This window comes from Amycolatopsis anabasis, from assembly GCF_009765355.1.
In the GTDB taxonomy this organism is placed as follows: Bacteria; Actinomycetota; Actinomycetes; order Mycobacteriales; family Pseudonocardiaceae; genus Amycolatopsis; species Amycolatopsis anabasis.
This window is the reverse complement of the sequence record NZ_VTHK01000011.1, coordinates 137,181-150,444: the sequence shown is the minus strand read 5'-3', so window position 1 is coordinate 150,444 and position 13,264 is coordinate 137,181. Positions and strand designations below refer to the sequence as shown.

The following is a 13,264-nucleotide window of genomic DNA, read 5'->3' as shown; positions in this document are numbered from 1 at the left end:
CCCTGCACACGAGCCCTTGCGAGGGGTGGCCGCTGGTAATCGACGAGAAGGCAACGGCCACCCACACTCCCGACTCTAAGTCGATCAACGCCAGGGCCACACGCCCGCTACCCGAACGAGAAGCCGCGCCGCACTTCCACCGGGAACCTCGTCACCCGATCCGCGACGCGGCTTGCCGGGGTTCTCCCAGCGAGCGTCCGACGCCGGGTCAGCCGGGGCAAGGCGCGAAAGGTCCATCCCGGTGCGGCCACCTGATCGAATGGGATGGAAGTTCCCGAATTCAGGGTGATTGCCATGACGTTCTTGTGGTTACCCGCGGGTACGGCATTCGCCTGTTCGGGGGCATACCTGGGTGCTCGGTTCCCTTTTCTGGTCCACTTTTTCTGGCGGGTATCCGGTATTCCGTCGAGTAGTGGATTGTTCAGCGGTGTGGTGAGGAGATCGACATGGCAACGAGGAACGGCCGTCCACTTGCCCGGGTGGCCGGCGTATGCGTCGTCGCGCTGGCCACCTTGATGGCCGGTGTGATGCCGGCGTCTGCTTCCGGCGGGGTGCTGGACCGCGCAGACTACATCATGAACCAGCCCTACCGTCAGTTCGCGGAGATCGCCGCGGGGCGTGAGGCTCCCTTCGACTGGACCTCCGATGGCTGCTCGTACATGCCCGATACGGGTGGTTGGAAGAACTACTTCAAGCTGGTCTGCGCGCAACACGACTTTGGCTACCGCAACTACGGTGGTCGCGGTCAACTCAAGCTTGACCCGGACGACGACCGGCGCGAATGGATCGACGACAGGTTCCGGGAGGAACTGAAACGGGCCTGTGACAGCGACGGCGCGCAAGGTGAATTGTCAGCATGCCAAGGCGTCGCCGATGCCATGTACGCGGCAACCCGCTTGGCCGGAGGGCTCTTCTTCTAGCCGCTTCTGCCATCCCTCGATGGTCGAACGCGGGCTCTCGGAAAACCAAGGTCGGAGAGTAGTGATGACCCCGAATCCGCGAAAACCTGTTGAGCCGGCGTCCTCTGGATCGCCCCGGCGAGAGAGAAATAACCGGTACGCCAACACGTTCAACCTGCCCGGTATCAGCGTCCAGTTCGACGTACCCAAGATGGGCATCCCCCGGCCCGTCAAGAAAACCGCTGTGGTCGCGGCCAAGAAGGCGCAGGCGCTGATACCGCCGCCGAAACAGGTGGCTTTCTACGTGGGGTTGGGTGCGCTCGCCGCGCTGGATGTGATCGCCTGGCCGGTAGCCGTGGTGGTCGGCACCGGTACGGCACTCGCCCGCCGGTCCGGTGGTTCGGGCACCCCGGAACCGGCGGACACGAATTCCGCGGACATCCAAGAAGCGCGGGATGACAAGAAAACCGAACGCACGGAGACTCACGCACACGACAGCACCGGCCGCTAGATGTGTTGCCGCGCAGTCGACCGAGTAGACCGCGAACGGTGACCGTGTTCCGGAATTTCGCCGGAATTAGTTCAAAACCAGTCAGGAGAATGAAAAATGAGAAAGAAACTGTGGTTGAGAAGATCGGTGACCGTCGTTGTCGGGATGTTGGTCGCGATTGCGACGGCGGCGCCAGTCAACGCTCAGGCCGCCACTGAGCGCCATGGGTGGGCGGCAGTGGAGAACAATGCTCGTCACCTCGACAGCGTCACCGTCATGCACAAGTACAGCAACGACTACAAGAACACGCTCACGTGGAATAACGTTTCCTCCGGCACGAAGACTTCCGCCGACCTGCGCGTCGACTACCGCACGGGGGTCTTCACCACCGGTAAGGACTGGTGGTATCTGATCGCGGTAGACGATGAGGGGCGCACCTACATCAGCTACCCGCACAATTTTCAATGGCTGCTGGACAAGATCGAGGGCGCGGTGCTGGACTGGGCAAAAAAAGTGGTAAACACCTACAAGCAACCCAAGACGGGTAACTACAAGGAACGACGCAAAGAAGCCGTGAAGGACATGCTGGCCGGATTCGCTGTGCTGCTGCTCAACAGCGAAAGCACCGCCGGTTGGAAGCAGCACATCCTCAGGTCGGAGGACGACCGGAAGACCACCACGCTCACCATCCGCGGTTTGCCGGGCAGCGGCGAGCAAGCCAACGCCCTGAAGATCAGCTCTCCTTCAGGAACTTCGGAGACCAACATCCGGCTCTTCACCAGGTAACCACCCACAACAGGACACTGGCGGCGTGGATCCGGCCGCCACCACCAGGGCGGCTCACCTCGGCCAAGACCGTCACCCTCGACGAGATCCGGAAGGCGAGGACGGCGCTCACCGCGATCGGCGGTGAGATTGTGTCCGACCCGGGGTCACTGGCCATCGAAACCTCCGCGAAACATCGGTCGTGCTAGGCAGGGCACGGCGAAGGGAGCCGGAGGATGCGCCTGTTGATTGCCGAGGACGAGCGGTTCCTGGCGGAGTTGCTGGCCAAGGGGCTGCGCCGGGAGGGGGCCGCGGTCGACATCGCCCACACCGGGGACGCCGCGCTGGAGAAGCTGGGCGTGCACGACTACGACGTGCTCGTCCTGGATCGTGACCTGCCGGGAGTGCACGGCGACGATGTCTGCCGCGCACTGGTCAGGCGGGGCGTGCGTACCCGGATCCTGATGCTGACCGCGGCGGCGGGGCTGCGGGACCGCGTCGCGGGTCTGCACCTCGGTGCCGACGACTACCTGGGCAAGCCGTTCGAGTACGACGAGTTGTCGGCCAGGGTGCACGCCCTTGGCCGGCGGGCGCAGCCTCGCCGGCCGCCGGTGCTGGAGTACCGGGGTGTTGTCGTGGACACCGCGCGCCGGGCAGCCGCCCGGGAGGGGCGTCCACTGCCGTTGACCGGTAAGGAACTCGCCGTCCTGACGGTACTGGTCGAGGCGCGTGGTGCGGTGGTGAGTGCGGAGGAACTGCTCGAGCGCGTGTGGGACGAACACGCCGATCCGTTCACCAGCGCGGTGCGGGTGTGCCTGAGCAAACTGCGGGCCAAGTTGGGCGAGCCACCGTTGATCGAGACCGTGCCGCGCGCGGGATACCGGATCTGACGTGGGCCGCCGAGGGATACCGCGGAGTTCGGTGCGGGTCCGGCTGGCCGCCTTGTACGGTGGGCTCTTCCTGGCCTCCGGCGCGGTCTTGCTGGGGTTGGTCTACCTGCTCGTCCGGAACACCCTGACCCCGCGGTCGATCATCGAGGGGATACCCGAACCGAAGCCTCCGTGGACCGGCGAGCTGCCCGCTCCACCGGCCCCGCCGCCGCCCGCGGTCTCGGAAGGCGCGCTGCCCGGCCTCGCGCGGAGTGCGCGGGACACCGCACTGAACAACCTGCTGTTCTCCTCGGCGCTGGCCCTGGTAGTGCTGGTGCTGCTCTCCGTCCTCTGCGGTTGGTGGGTGGCCGGCCGGATCCTGCGACGGTTGCACCGGATCACCGCGACCGCGCGGCAGCTGTCCGGGCACGACCTGGACCGACGGGTGCGCATCACCGGGCCTGACGACGAGCTGAAGGAACTCGCCGACACCTTCGACGAGATGCTGTCGCGTTTGGACGGCGCGTTCGAGGCGCAGCGCCGGTTCGCCGCCAACGCCGCCCACGAGCTGCGCACCCCGCTCGCGATCGAGCGCACGGCGATCCAGGTCGGGCTGGACGACCCGGCGCCGGACGAGCTCCGGCAGGTCCGGGAGCAACTGCTGGAGACCAACCGGCGAAGCCAACGACTCATCGACGGGTTGCTCGTGCTGGCGCGGAGCGACGGTGGCCTGACCACTCGGGAACCGGCCGACCTGGCCGCGATCGTCACGAAGGTCGTCGATGACCACCGGGCGGATGCCCTCGCGGGTGGCATCGCCGTCCGCGTGGACGCCCTGCCGGCACGGGTGTCCGGCGACGTCGGCCTGCTCGAGCAGTTGGTGGGCAATCTCGTGCGGAACGCGATCCAGTACAACCATCCGGGAGGACACGTACGGGTCCGGACGATCACTCCGCCCGGTCTGGAGGTGAGCAACACCGGGCCGGTGATCGCGGCCGCGGAGGTGGACCGGTTGTTCGAGCCGTTCCGCCGAGGTGGGCCGGATCGAGTCGGTTCGGCCGACGGCACCGGCCTCGGGCTGTCCATCGTGCGAGCGATCGCCAACGCCCACGGCGGAGCGGTCACCGCCACGCCCGACCCGGCCGGTGGATTGACCGTCCGGATCACCCTCCCGGACGGATGACCTCGACAGCCGTCTGCAGAAAGGCGGCGGCGGGATCGGGTGGTCCCTCCGGCCTGGTCGGGAAACCCGTGTAGCACAACGCGATGCGGTCCAGACCGTCCGAGGTGGACAGCACTGTGTTGCGGTAGCCGTGGGTGTAGCCGCCGTGTCCCCACAGAACGTCACCACGCGGGTGAGCGAACCGCTGCAGTCCCAGCCCGTAGTCACGCGGATCCGGCCCGCCCGGCACCAGCGGCGGCGCTCCCGAGGATGTCTTCATCGCCGCCAGCAACTCCGCCGGAAGCAGCCTGCCCCCGAGCAAAGCCGAGAAGAACCGGCTCAGATCGGACAACGTCGACACGATCCCGCCGCCGGCCCAGCCCTGCTCGCATCGATCGCTGACATCCACCCACTCGTCCTCCCGGTCGTTGAAATGCGCGTAACCACGCAGACCCCGCGGCCCGAGCCGTGGCCCGCCGGGTAGCTCGGTACCGCGCAGACGCAGCGGAACGAGGAGCCGCCGGCGCAGTTCTCCGGCGTACGCCCGCCCGGTGACCCGCTCCAGCAGCAACCCGAGGACGAGGTAGTTGGTGGTGCTGTAGTCGAAACGCTGGCCCGGTTCGAACCTCGGTCCGCTTCGCACCGCCAGGGCGATCAGGTCGCGGGGTGCGATCGGCGCCCCCATGGCGCGGAGGAACTCGCGGTAGGAGGAGTTGCCCGGCCGCAGCGTGGGGAAGAGCAGGGCGGCGAAATCGGCCAGTCCGCTCGTCATGCCGAGCAGGTGCCGGACCGTCAACCGATCGTCGCCGGGCACGACGCCCGGCAGGTGCTGCCGGATCGGGTCCTCCAGCCGGAGCCGTCCTTCCGCCACGAGCTGCAGCACCACGGTGGCCGTGAACGCCTTGGTCACGCTGCCGATCCGGTACGGATAGTCCACACCGGGACGCGCGCGCGACGGTCGTTCGCGATCCGCGTACCCGGCCGCGCCCCGCCAGCACACGTCGGCACCGGCCACGGTTGCGATCGCGGCCACCGACCGCACCGCGGGATCGTCACGATCACCGACCAGGCCCGCCAGCGCGGAATCGAGCCGCTCATCCCGGCTGCCGTCCGGGCGCCGGTCGGCACGCGCGGCCGGGGCCGCGATGCCCGCCGTCAGGGCGACGGCGCCCGCTCCGGCCAGGCCCATCCGCAGCGCACCCCGCCGGGACACCGAATACCGTCTCGAATGCTGATGCATCAGCCACCCCTTTCCGCACGAGAACGTCGTCGCACCAGCAAAGACCAAGGGATGTTTCCCCGATGTTTCGGTCAGCGGCAGGCGGACACCGGTTGCTGGTACGGCCACGAGCGCCTGAGCACCGCCGAACCCGCGGTGCGCCCGGTGTGTCCAGCGGTGGTCGAGCAGGCCGGATTCGTGGTCGAGCACCAGGAGCGGCTCCAGGCGGGCATCGTGGAGCGGGTCGCCGCGCGCAAACCGGAGGCGTAGCGCCTCGCCGCGTTACTTCTGGTTGGTGGACAAGGGAATCACCGTCCGCTTCACGTCGGCTGCTGGTGGCGGGCAGCAGGTGCAGCCGTCGGCCTCGTCGGAGGGCGGGATCGTGGCGGCGGCCACCCGTTCCGGTGCCGCCGTTCCCGGCAATGGGCGGAGCCGACCCGCGCGGATGCCGTTGCCGATCACGAAGACTTCGGCGAGTTCGTGGATGAACACCACGGTGGCCAGGCCGAGGATGCCGAGGGCGGCGAGGGGGACGAGGGTGAGCACGATCGCCGCGGACAGGCCGATGTTCTGCAGCATGATCACCCGCGCGCGGCGGGCATGTGCGAGTGCTTGGGGCAGGTGGCGCAGGTCGGTGCCCATGAGGGCGACGTCGGCGGTTTCGATCGCGACGTCGGTGCCCATGGCGCCCATCGCGATGCCGACGTCGGCGGTGGCCAGGGCGGGGGCGTCGTTGACGCCATCGCCGACCATGGCGACCCCGCGGCGTTGGCCGAGTTGGGTGACCAGGCGGGCTTTGTCCTCGGGGTGGAGTTCGGCGTGCACGTCGGCGGGGTCGAGTCCGGCTTGGGTGGCGAGGGCGGTGGCGGTGCGGGTGTTGTCTCCGGTGAGCATGGCGACCCGCAGGCCCATGGCGTGGAGCGCGGCCACGGTGTCGGGGGCTTCGGGGCGGAGTTCGTCGCGGATGCCGACCAGGCCGAGGACGGACCGGTCGTGTTCGATGATCGCGACGGTGGTGCCGTTCTCCTGCAGCCGCGCTACTTCGGCCGCGAGTGGTCCGGGGTCGATCCAGCCGGGTTTGCCCAGCCGGGCCGGTTTGTCGTCGACCACGCCTTCCAGCCCGGCGCCGGTCACGGTGATCACGTTGCGGGCGGGCACGGGGTTGGGTGCGGCGGCGAGGATGGCGGCGGCGAGGGGGTGTTCGCTGCGGGCTTCGAGCGCGGCGGCCACCGTCAGCACCCGTTCGGCCGGGGTGTCGTCCGCGGGGATGATCTCGGTGACGGCGGGGGAGTTGCGGGTGAGGGTGCCGGTCTTGTCGAGCGCGACGGTGTGCACCGAGCCGAGTGTTTCGAGGGCGGCGCCGCCTTTGACCAGGACGCCGAGGCGGCTGGCCGCGCCGACCGCGGCGATCACGGTGACCGGCACGGAGATGGCCAGGGCGCAGGGGGCGGCGGCGACCAGGACGACCAGGGCCCGCTCGATCCAGGTGGCCGGGTCGCCGAGTAGCGCGCCGAGCCCGCCGATGAGCACGGCGAGGATCATGATGGCGGGGACCAGCGGGCGGGAGATGCGGTCGGCGATGCGCTGGCGGGCGCCTTTGCGGTGCTGGGCGTCCTCGACGATGCGCACGACCTTGGCCAGCGAGTTGCCGGCCACGGTGGCGGTGGTTTCGATGGTGAGGACGCCGGTGCCGTTGATCGATCCGGCGAACACCGCGTCACCGGGGCCGATCTCGACCGGCATGGACTCGCCGGTGATGGCTGAGGTGTCCACACTGGACTGTCCTGCTCGGACGGTTCCGTCGCTGGCGACGCGTTCCCCGGCGCGCACCAGCATCACCTCGCCCACCCGGAGTTCGCTGGGTGCGATCGTGGCTTCGCGGCCGTCGCGCAGCACGGTGACCCGGTCGGGCACCAGGGCGAGCAGGGCGCGCAGGCCGCGGCGGGTGCGGGCCAGCGAGTAGTCTTCCAGGGCTTCACTGATGGAGAACAGGAACGCGAGCATCGCGGCTTCGGCGAACTGGCCCAGGATCAGCGCGCCGATCAGGGCGATGGTCATCAGGGTGCCGACCCCGATCCGGCGCCGCAGAAGCGCGCGCAGGGTGCCGGGCACGAACGTGTAGCCGCCGGTGGCGGCGGCCAACAGGTGCAGCACCGTCTCGGTGGTCCCGGAGCCGAGCCACCCGGCGAGGAAGCCCGCGGCCAGCAGAACCCCGGCGAGGGCGGCGAGCTGGATCTCGCGGACCTGCCACAACCGTTGCGGCGCCTCGGATTCGGTGTGCCCGTCGTGGGCGCAGCATTCGGCGCTCATACCGGATCCACCTCCGCGTGCGTTTCGGTCAGGTCTCCGGTGATCGCGGTCAACGCGTGGTGCCCGGCGGGGGAGAGCCGGTACATCACCAGCTTGCCGTCCCGGCGGGAGGTGACCAGCCCGGCCGAGCGCAGCTGTCGCAGGTGGTGCGAGACCAGGGCTTGGGAGGAGCCGACGATCCACGCTAGGTCGCAGACGCAGAGTTCGTCGCCGACGTGCAGGGCGTGCGCGACCCGCAGCCGGGTCGGATCGCCCAGCGCCCGCAGCCGCTCCGCGCGCCGCGCGATCGCCTCCACGTCGGGCAGCGCGGTGCGCAGGGACTCGGCGTGGTCGAAGTCGATACACAGCAGCTCGCACCGGTCGTCACTCATAGCCTCAATCTAACGCGCGTTGATATGTTTGAACAGGTATGTGAGGTCATGATCCGGAGGTGCCCTGATGGCCGTGCTCGCGCTGGTGCTGTACCTGGTGTATTTGTTCGCGGCGTTCGGGTTGCGGAGCTGGCTGCAGTGGCGCCGCACCGGCTCCACCGGCATTCGCCGCCTGGGCGGCCGGGTCGGGTCACTGGAATGGTCCGGCGGGGCGCTGTTCCTGCTCGCCCTCGCGCTGGGGCTGGCCGGGCCGGTGCTGCAACTCGTGGGCGTCCTGGCACCGGTCGCCATGCTGAACCACACCGTCGTGCAAGGAGCCGGGGCGGCGCTGGCGGTGGCCGGGATCGCCGGAACCCTGGCCGCGCAGCAGGCGATGGGCGCCTCTTGGCGGGTCGGGGTCGACCGGGCGGAGACCACCGAGCTGGTCACCGGCGGGCTGTTCGCCCGGGTGCGCAACCCGATCTTCACCGCGATGATCACCGCCGCCCTCGGGCTGACCCTGCTGGCCCCCAACCCGGTGGCTCTGATCGGTCTGGTCGCACTCGTGACCGCGGTGGAGATCCAGGTCCGCGCGGTCGAGGAACCGTACCTGCGCCGCCATCACGGCGACGCCTACCAGCGCTACGCCTCCCGCGCGGGGCGGTTCCTGCCCGGCCTCGGCCTGCTCCCGCCCACCTGACCCAGCGGTGCGCCGCGGCCGGAAAGGTCACAGGGCGGTACCGATGCCTGCGGCGGACGGGTGAGCCGCCGCCGTACGGACACCCCAACCCTTGTATTCGCCACACCTCAGACCTAACTTTGGCACGCCAAAACCGTCGAGCTGGTCAAAACAGCCGGCTGGGAAGGGTGATGCTGATGGCCTCGGCAACGCGGCGCACATTTCTGGTGGGTGGTGCGGTGCTGGGCGCCGCGGGCACCGCCCTGGGCGCGCGCGGCGTGCTGGCGGCTTCCGCCGAGCCTGCCGATCACCCGCACGGCGGGCACGGTGGCGGGGTGAGCGGCCCGACCTTTCGCCAAGGCAGCACGGTCGACCACCGGGCGAACGGATTCCATCCCAGCGAAATCCTGCGCGACTTCGACTACGGCCGGGTCTCCACCACGCCCGAGGGCCGGACGGTGCGCGAATGGGACATCTTCGCCAGCGACGAGGAAATCGAGGTCGCGCCCGGTGTCCGGTTCCCGGCCTGGACCTTCGACAGCCGCGTCCCCGGCCCCACCCTGCGCTGCCGGCAAGGTGATCTGCTGCGGGTGCGGTTCACCAACGGATCCGCCCACCCGCACACCATGCACTTCCACGGCATCCACCCGGCCGCCATGGACGGCGTCCCCGGCACCGGGGCCGGGATCATCGAACCCGGCCGCAGCACGGTCTACGAATTCGACGCCGAACCGTTCGGGCTGCACCTCTACCACTGCCACGTCGGGCCACTGGCCGAACACATCGCCCGCGGCATGTACGGCACCTTCATCATCGACCCGCCCCAGCCGCGCGCCCCGGCGGACGAACTGGTCATGGTGATGCACGGCTACAACACCACCTTCGACGCCGAAGGAAACCAGCTCTACGCGGTCAACGGCATCCCCTTCCACTTCATGCACGAACCGATCCGGGTCCGCCGCGGCGAGCTGGTCCGGATCTACCTGGTCAACATCCTGGAATACGACCCGATCAACAGCTTCCACCTGCACGGCAACTTCTTCGACTACTACCCGACGGGCACCCGACTGGAACCCGCCGACTACACCGACACCGTCGTCCAGGCCCAGGGCCAGCGCGGCATCTGCGAACTGCGCTTCCCCCACCCCGGCCGGTTCATGTTCCACGCGCACAAGAGCGAGTTCGCCGAACTCGGCTGGATGGGCGCGTTCGAGGTGACCGCATGACCAGCAGTCCGGCCACCCGGCTGCGGGCGTGGGTGCCCGCGGCCGCGGCCCTCGCCCTCATCGGGATCGCCCTGGCCGCGCTCGCCGTACTCGGCGGCCGCACCCTGCCCGAACGGACCGGCCCGCCGATCGAGCAACTCGCCGTGGAACGCACCGACCTGGCCCCGGGCTCGATCGAACTCGTCCTGCGCAACACCGGCCCCGATCCGGTGCGGGTCGCGCAGGTGTTCGTCAACGACGCCTACGTCGACCTCACCGGCGCGACCGACCCCATCGGCCCCCGGGCGGCCGACACGCTGCGCCTGGACTACCCCTGGCAGGACGGGCAGCCGTACGTGGTCTCGATCCTCACCTCGACCGGCGTGGTGATCGAACACGACATCCCCGCCGCGGTCGCCACCCCGCGCGCCGATGGCGGCTTCTTCGCCGTGATGGCACTGCTGGGCACCTACGTCGGGATCATCCCCGTGGTGCTGGGCATGCTGTTCCTGCCGGTGCTGCGCCGGATCGGCCATCGGGGCATCCGCATCCTGCTCGCGATCACCGCGGGACTTCTGGTGTTCCTCGGCATCGACGCCACCCTCGAGGGCATCGAACTCGGCGAGCGCTCCGGCGGCGCGTTCGGCGGCCCGGCACTGGTCGTGCTCGGCGCCATCCTGGCCTTCCTCGCGCTGACCGCGGCCGACCGCTGGCTCAACCGCGGCCGGGACAACGATCACCGCCCCACCGGCCCGCGGCTGGCGTTCATGATCGCGATCGGTATCGGCCTGCACAACCTCGGCGAAGGCCTCGCCATCGGCGCCGCCTACGCCATCGGCGAACTCGCCCTGGGCGCCGCACTGGTCGTCGGGTTCACCATCCAGAACACCACCGAAGGCCTCGCCGTCGTCGCACCCCTGACCGAACGACGACCCCCGGTGCTCCACCTCCTCGGCCTCGGCATCCTCGCCGGCGCACCCGCCATCCTCGGCGCCCTCGTCGGCGCCACCGTCAACAACGCCGAACTCTCCGCCTTCCTGCTCGGCCTCGGCGTCGGCGCGATCGCCCAAGTCATCCGCCAAATCGCCCCCGCTCTCCGCAACCGCGAAGGCCGAGCACTCGACCCGGCCACCCTCGGCGGCACCGCCGCCGGACTGATCGCGATGTACCTCACCGGACTCCTCATCACCGCATGACACCGACGCCCGCCCGTCCCGGGCGGGCACACGTCATGTCATGCCGAGTTACGTGCCCAGCGACTCAGACGGCCGCGTTGTCAGTCCCGCCGGTGCGCCGTGTCCGTGCCGTGTCAGCGCCGTGTTCGCGGACCGGACGATCGTCTCCGGCATGGAGACCACGCGGAAACCCATGTCCACCACAGGAAGTGCTCGACCGAGCCGAATCGTTGAGCGGTTGCTGGCCGACCGCCACTCCCTGCCGCTGTCCATCGCGCTGCACCTCGTCCCGGGTGTCCTGATCGTCGCCGTCTACCTGCTCATCACCGAACCGCTGGTCAAGTCCATCGGCTACCCGCCGTTCCTGGGCTGGGCGATCGCCATGCTCCTGGCTCTCGTGCCGTTCGAACTCGGCCTGCTGCTGTGGCTGGGCCGACGGCGCAACGGCCGGTTCTCGCTGCGTGGCGTAGTGCACTACCAGGACAAGCCGCTCCCGCGCGGGAAACTCGTCGCCCTCGTCATCCCCCTGATCGTGTGGTTCCTGGTGGTGTCGACCGCGTTGACACCACTGGATGACTTCTTCTACGAGCTGTTGTTCCGGTGGGTCCCGTTCGAGGGCGCGGGCGGTGGCGTCACCGACGTCCTTGCCGGATACCCGAAGTCGGTCATGGTCATCGCGCTGGGGGCGTGCATTCCGCTGACCGGGCTGTCCTTCCCGATCATCGAGGAACTCTACTTCCGCGGCTTTCTGATGGCCCGCCTGTCCCGGCTGGGCCGGTGGTCGCCGGTGGTCAGCACGGTGCTGTTCTCGCTGTACCACCTGTGGTCGCCGTGGGTGTTCCTGTCCAGGCTGATCTTCTTTTTCCCGGGTCCCTGGTTCGTCTGGCAGAAGAAGGACCTGCGGGTGTCGATCGGGATGCACGCCGGCACGACCTTTCTCCTGCAGACCCTCGGCACCATCGCCCTCCTGCTGAACCTCATGCCGTGAGGCTCGGACCGGGCGGGGGAGCGCCCTCCACAATTTCGGGGTGGTGCTCGCCGCTTGCTGGGCACGGCCCACTACTCTGTGATACTGTGTAGTGGTACTTGGTGCCACAGAGTACCGGGAGGATCGAAGAGGGCCCACGATGGACGACCTGACGGAAATGCTGAAGGGCACGCTTGAGGGTTGCGTGCTGCAAATCATCGGCAGCGAGGAGACCTACGGGTACGCCATCACGCGTCGGCTGAACGAACTCGGCTTCGTCGACGTCGTCGAGGGGACGGTTTACACCATCCTGCTGCGACTGGAGAAGAACAGGCTCGTCCAAGTAACGAAACGACCGTCCGGGCAGGGTCCGCCGCGCAAGTTCTATGCGCTCAACGACGCGGGGCGCAAAGAACTCGCGACGTTCTGGGCGAAATGGGAATACATCACATCACGGATCGACAAACTCAAGGAGGGCGGGAGATGAACTTCTGGGAGACCATTACCGGCAGCGATCTCACCAGGGAATTCAAGGCGTTCGAAGCCCGGGTCGAGACATTGCCGGCCGACTACCGGGCGGCGTGGGAAAAGATCAATGGTCATCTTTCGCCCTATTCGGACTTCACCGGTCGAAACCTGATGCCGATACTCGACGGGGCTCTGGGGTTGCTCGAAGAGACAGCGGCCGATGGGCAGAGCCTTCGCGAGGTGCTGGGTGACGACATCGCGGGCTTCTGCGCGGCGCTGGCCGGCGGCGAAGGAGCCCGGAGCTATCGCGACCGGTGGCGCGAGCAGTTGAACAGGAACGTCGCGAGGAAATTGGCCCGGTTAGGAGGCTGACATGGGCATCCAACACATCATCGAGGGCAAGAAGCAGTGGCGGGCGCATATGGCGCGGGTCAAGGCGCTCCCGCCGGACTACCAGATCGTTTACAAGGAGATTCAACGGTACATCTTCAAGGTCGGACCGATCGACCTGCTTGACGGGCCCCTGCTCTCAGGAATCATCGATTTCTTCGAAGAGGGCGTCGCGGCCGGAAAGGGAGTCCTGGAACTCATCGGCAACGACGTCGCGGCCTTCTGCGACGACCTGCTCAAGGACTCGCGCACCTACGCGGACATCTATCAGGAATCCATCAGCGGAAAACCCGGCACGGCCGAGAAGTAAGCGGTG

General features: G+C 68.5%; 16 protein-coding genes. 13 read left to right on the top strand and 3 right to left on the bottom strand.

The features are described 5' to 3' along the window. Window positions 1-446 precede the first annotated feature (446 nt). From FXO23_RS17055 to FXO23_RS17035, 5 genes are all read left to right on the top strand, one after another. Window positions 447-920 (top strand): phospholipase A2, encoded by a 474-nt coding sequence (locus tag FXO23_RS17055; protein ID WP_158885944.1) that lies wholly within the window; start codon window positions 447-449, stop codon window positions 918-920. A 64-nt stretch (window positions 921-984) separates the two neighbouring features. Further along, complete coding sequence (locus FXO23_RS17050) at window positions 985-1,410, top strand: hypothetical protein (RefSeq protein ID WP_158885942.1); 426 nt, start codon at window positions 985-987, stop codon at window positions 1,408-1,410. Between the two features lie 96 nt (window positions 1,411-1,506). After that, entirely contained in the window at window positions 1,507-2,175 is a 669-nt protein-coding gene (locus tag FXO23_RS17045) for a hypothetical protein (protein WP_158885940.1), read from the top strand. Window positions 2,176-2,390: 215 nt separating this feature from the next. Beyond that, window positions 2,391-3,044: a response regulator transcription factor gene (locus FXO23_RS17040; RefSeq protein WP_158885938.1), complete on the top strand. Its 654-nt coding sequence runs from the start codon at window positions 2,391-2,393 to the stop codon at window positions 3,042-3,044. Between the two features lie 31 nt (window positions 3,045-3,075). Then, a complete protein-coding gene (locus tag FXO23_RS17035) occupies window positions 3,076-4,206 on the top strand; it encodes a sensor histidine kinase (protein ID WP_246257375.1) in 1,131 nt (376 codons plus the stop codon). Here FXO23_RS17035 and FXO23_RS17030 read toward each other — a convergent pair. Further along, window positions 4,187-5,425, bottom strand: a complete 1,239-nt coding sequence (locus tag FXO23_RS17030; RefSeq protein WP_158885933.1) for a serine hydrolase domain-containing protein — start codon at window positions 5,423-5,425, stop codon at window positions 4,187-4,189. The genes FXO23_RS17035 and FXO23_RS17030 overlap by 20 nt on opposite strands. Window positions 5,426-5,476: 51 nt before the next feature. Here FXO23_RS17030 and FXO23_RS17025 point away from each other — a divergent pair, with 51 nt between their 5' ends. Further along, window positions 5,477-5,674: a hypothetical protein gene (locus FXO23_RS17025; RefSeq protein ID WP_158885931.1), complete on the top strand. Its 198-nt coding sequence runs from the start codon at window positions 5,477-5,479 to the stop codon at window positions 5,672-5,674. A gap of 12 nt (window positions 5,675-5,686) precedes the next feature. Here FXO23_RS17025 and FXO23_RS17020 read toward each other — a convergent pair whose 3' ends face one another. After that, window positions 5,687-7,714, bottom strand: coding sequence for a heavy metal translocating P-type ATPase (locus FXO23_RS17020; protein WP_158885929.1), 2,028 nt, complete (start codon window positions 7,712-7,714; stop codon window positions 5,687-5,689). After that, window positions 7,711-8,085, bottom strand: a complete 375-nt coding sequence (locus FXO23_RS17015) for an ArsR/SmtB family transcription factor (RefSeq protein ID WP_158885927.1) — start codon at window positions 8,083-8,085, stop codon at window positions 7,711-7,713. Before FXO23_RS17015 ends, FXO23_RS17020 begins: the two co-directional genes overlap by 4 nt. A 67-nt stretch (window positions 8,086-8,152) precedes the next feature. On the opposite strand from FXO23_RS17015, the gene FXO23_RS17010 reads away from it, so the two are divergent. The 7 genes from FXO23_RS17010 (at window position 8,153) to FXO23_RS16980 (ending at window position 13,258) form a co-directional block, all read left to right on the top strand. Next, on the top strand, window positions 8,153-8,764 hold the full coding sequence (locus tag FXO23_RS17010) for a methyltransferase family protein (RefSeq protein WP_158885925.1): 612 nt from the start codon (window positions 8,153-8,155) through the stop codon (window positions 8,762-8,764). Between the two features lie 176 nt (window positions 8,765-8,940). Beyond that, a complete protein-coding gene (locus tag FXO23_RS17005; protein WP_158885923.1) occupies window positions 8,941-9,969 on the top strand; it encodes a multicopper oxidase domain-containing protein in 1,029 nt (342 codons plus the stop codon). Then, window positions 9,966-11,144 (top strand): ZIP family metal transporter, encoded by a 1,179-nt coding sequence (locus FXO23_RS17000; RefSeq protein WP_158885921.1) that lies wholly within the window; start codon window positions 9,966-9,968, stop codon window positions 11,142-11,144. Before FXO23_RS17005 ends, FXO23_RS17000 begins: the two co-directional genes overlap by 4 nt. Before the next feature lie 217 nt (window positions 11,145-11,361). Next, complete coding sequence (locus tag FXO23_RS16995) at window positions 11,362-12,111, top strand: CPBP family intramembrane glutamic endopeptidase (protein ID WP_246257372.1); 750 nt, start codon at window positions 11,362-11,364, stop codon at window positions 12,109-12,111. A 139-nt stretch (window positions 12,112-12,250) separates the two neighbouring features. Further along, window positions 12,251-12,577, top strand: a complete 327-nt coding sequence (locus FXO23_RS16990; protein ID WP_158885917.1) for a PadR family transcriptional regulator — start codon at window positions 12,251-12,253, stop codon at window positions 12,575-12,577. Continuing rightward, window positions 12,574-12,930, top strand: coding sequence for a DUF1048 domain-containing protein (locus FXO23_RS16985; RefSeq protein WP_158885916.1), 357 nt, complete (start codon window positions 12,574-12,576; stop codon window positions 12,928-12,930). Before FXO23_RS16990 ends, FXO23_RS16985 begins: the two co-directional genes overlap by 4 nt. 1 nt (window position 12,931) lies before the next feature. After that, a complete protein-coding gene (locus FXO23_RS16980) occupies window positions 12,932-13,258 on the top strand; it encodes a DUF1048 domain-containing protein (RefSeq protein ID WP_158885914.1) in 327 nt (108 codons plus the stop codon). Window positions 13,259-13,264: the final 6 nt, after the last annotated feature.

Bases quoted from the DNA above. Each gene is read 5' to 3' on its own strand.
- FXO23_RS17055 (WP_158885944.1), top strand. From the start codon at position 447: ATGGCAACGAGGAACGGCCGTCCACTTGCCCGGGTGGCCGGCGTATGC.
- FXO23_RS17050 (WP_158885942.1), top strand. From the start codon at position 985: ATGACCCCGAATCCGCGAAAACCTGTTGAGCCGGCGTCCTCTGGATCG.
- FXO23_RS17045 (WP_158885940.1), top strand. From the start codon at position 1,507: ATGAGAAAGAAACTGTGGTTGAGAAGATCGGTGACCGTCGTTGTCGGG.
- FXO23_RS17040 (WP_158885938.1), top strand. From the start codon at position 2,391: ATGCGCCTGTTGATTGCCGAGGACGAGCGGTTCCTGGCGGAGTTGCTG.
- FXO23_RS17030 (WP_158885933.1), bottom strand. From the start codon at position 5,425: ATGCATCAGCATTCGAGACGGTATTCGGTGTCCCGGCGGGGTGCGCTG.
- FXO23_RS17025 (WP_158885931.1), top strand. From the start codon at position 5,477: ATGTTTCCCCGATGTTTCGGTCAGCGGCAGGCGGACACCGGTTGCTGG.
- FXO23_RS17020 (WP_158885929.1), bottom strand. From the start codon at position 7,714: ATGAGCGCCGAATGCTGCGCCCACGACGGGCACACCGAATCCGAGGCG.
- FXO23_RS17015 (WP_158885927.1), bottom strand. From the start codon at position 8,085: ATGAGTGACGACCGGTGCGAGCTGCTGTGTATCGACTTCGACCACGCC.
- FXO23_RS17010 (WP_158885925.1), top strand. From the start codon at position 8,153: ATGGCCGTGCTCGCGCTGGTGCTGTACCTGGTGTATTTGTTCGCGGCG.
- FXO23_RS17005 (WP_158885923.1), top strand. From the start codon at position 8,941: ATGGCCTCGGCAACGCGGCGCACATTTCTGGTGGGTGGTGCGGTGCTG.
- FXO23_RS17000 (WP_158885921.1), top strand. From the start codon at position 9,966: ATGACCAGCAGTCCGGCCACCCGGCTGCGGGCGTGGGTGCCCGCGGCC.
- FXO23_RS16990 (WP_158885917.1), top strand. From the start codon at position 12,251: ATGGACGACCTGACGGAAATGCTGAAGGGCACGCTTGAGGGTTGCGTG.
- FXO23_RS16985 (WP_158885916.1), top strand. From the start codon at position 12,574: ATGAACTTCTGGGAGACCATTACCGGCAGCGATCTCACCAGGGAATTC.
- FXO23_RS16980 (WP_158885914.1), top strand. From the start codon at position 12,932: ATGGGCATCCAACACATCATCGAGGGCAAGAAGCAGTGGCGGGCGCAT.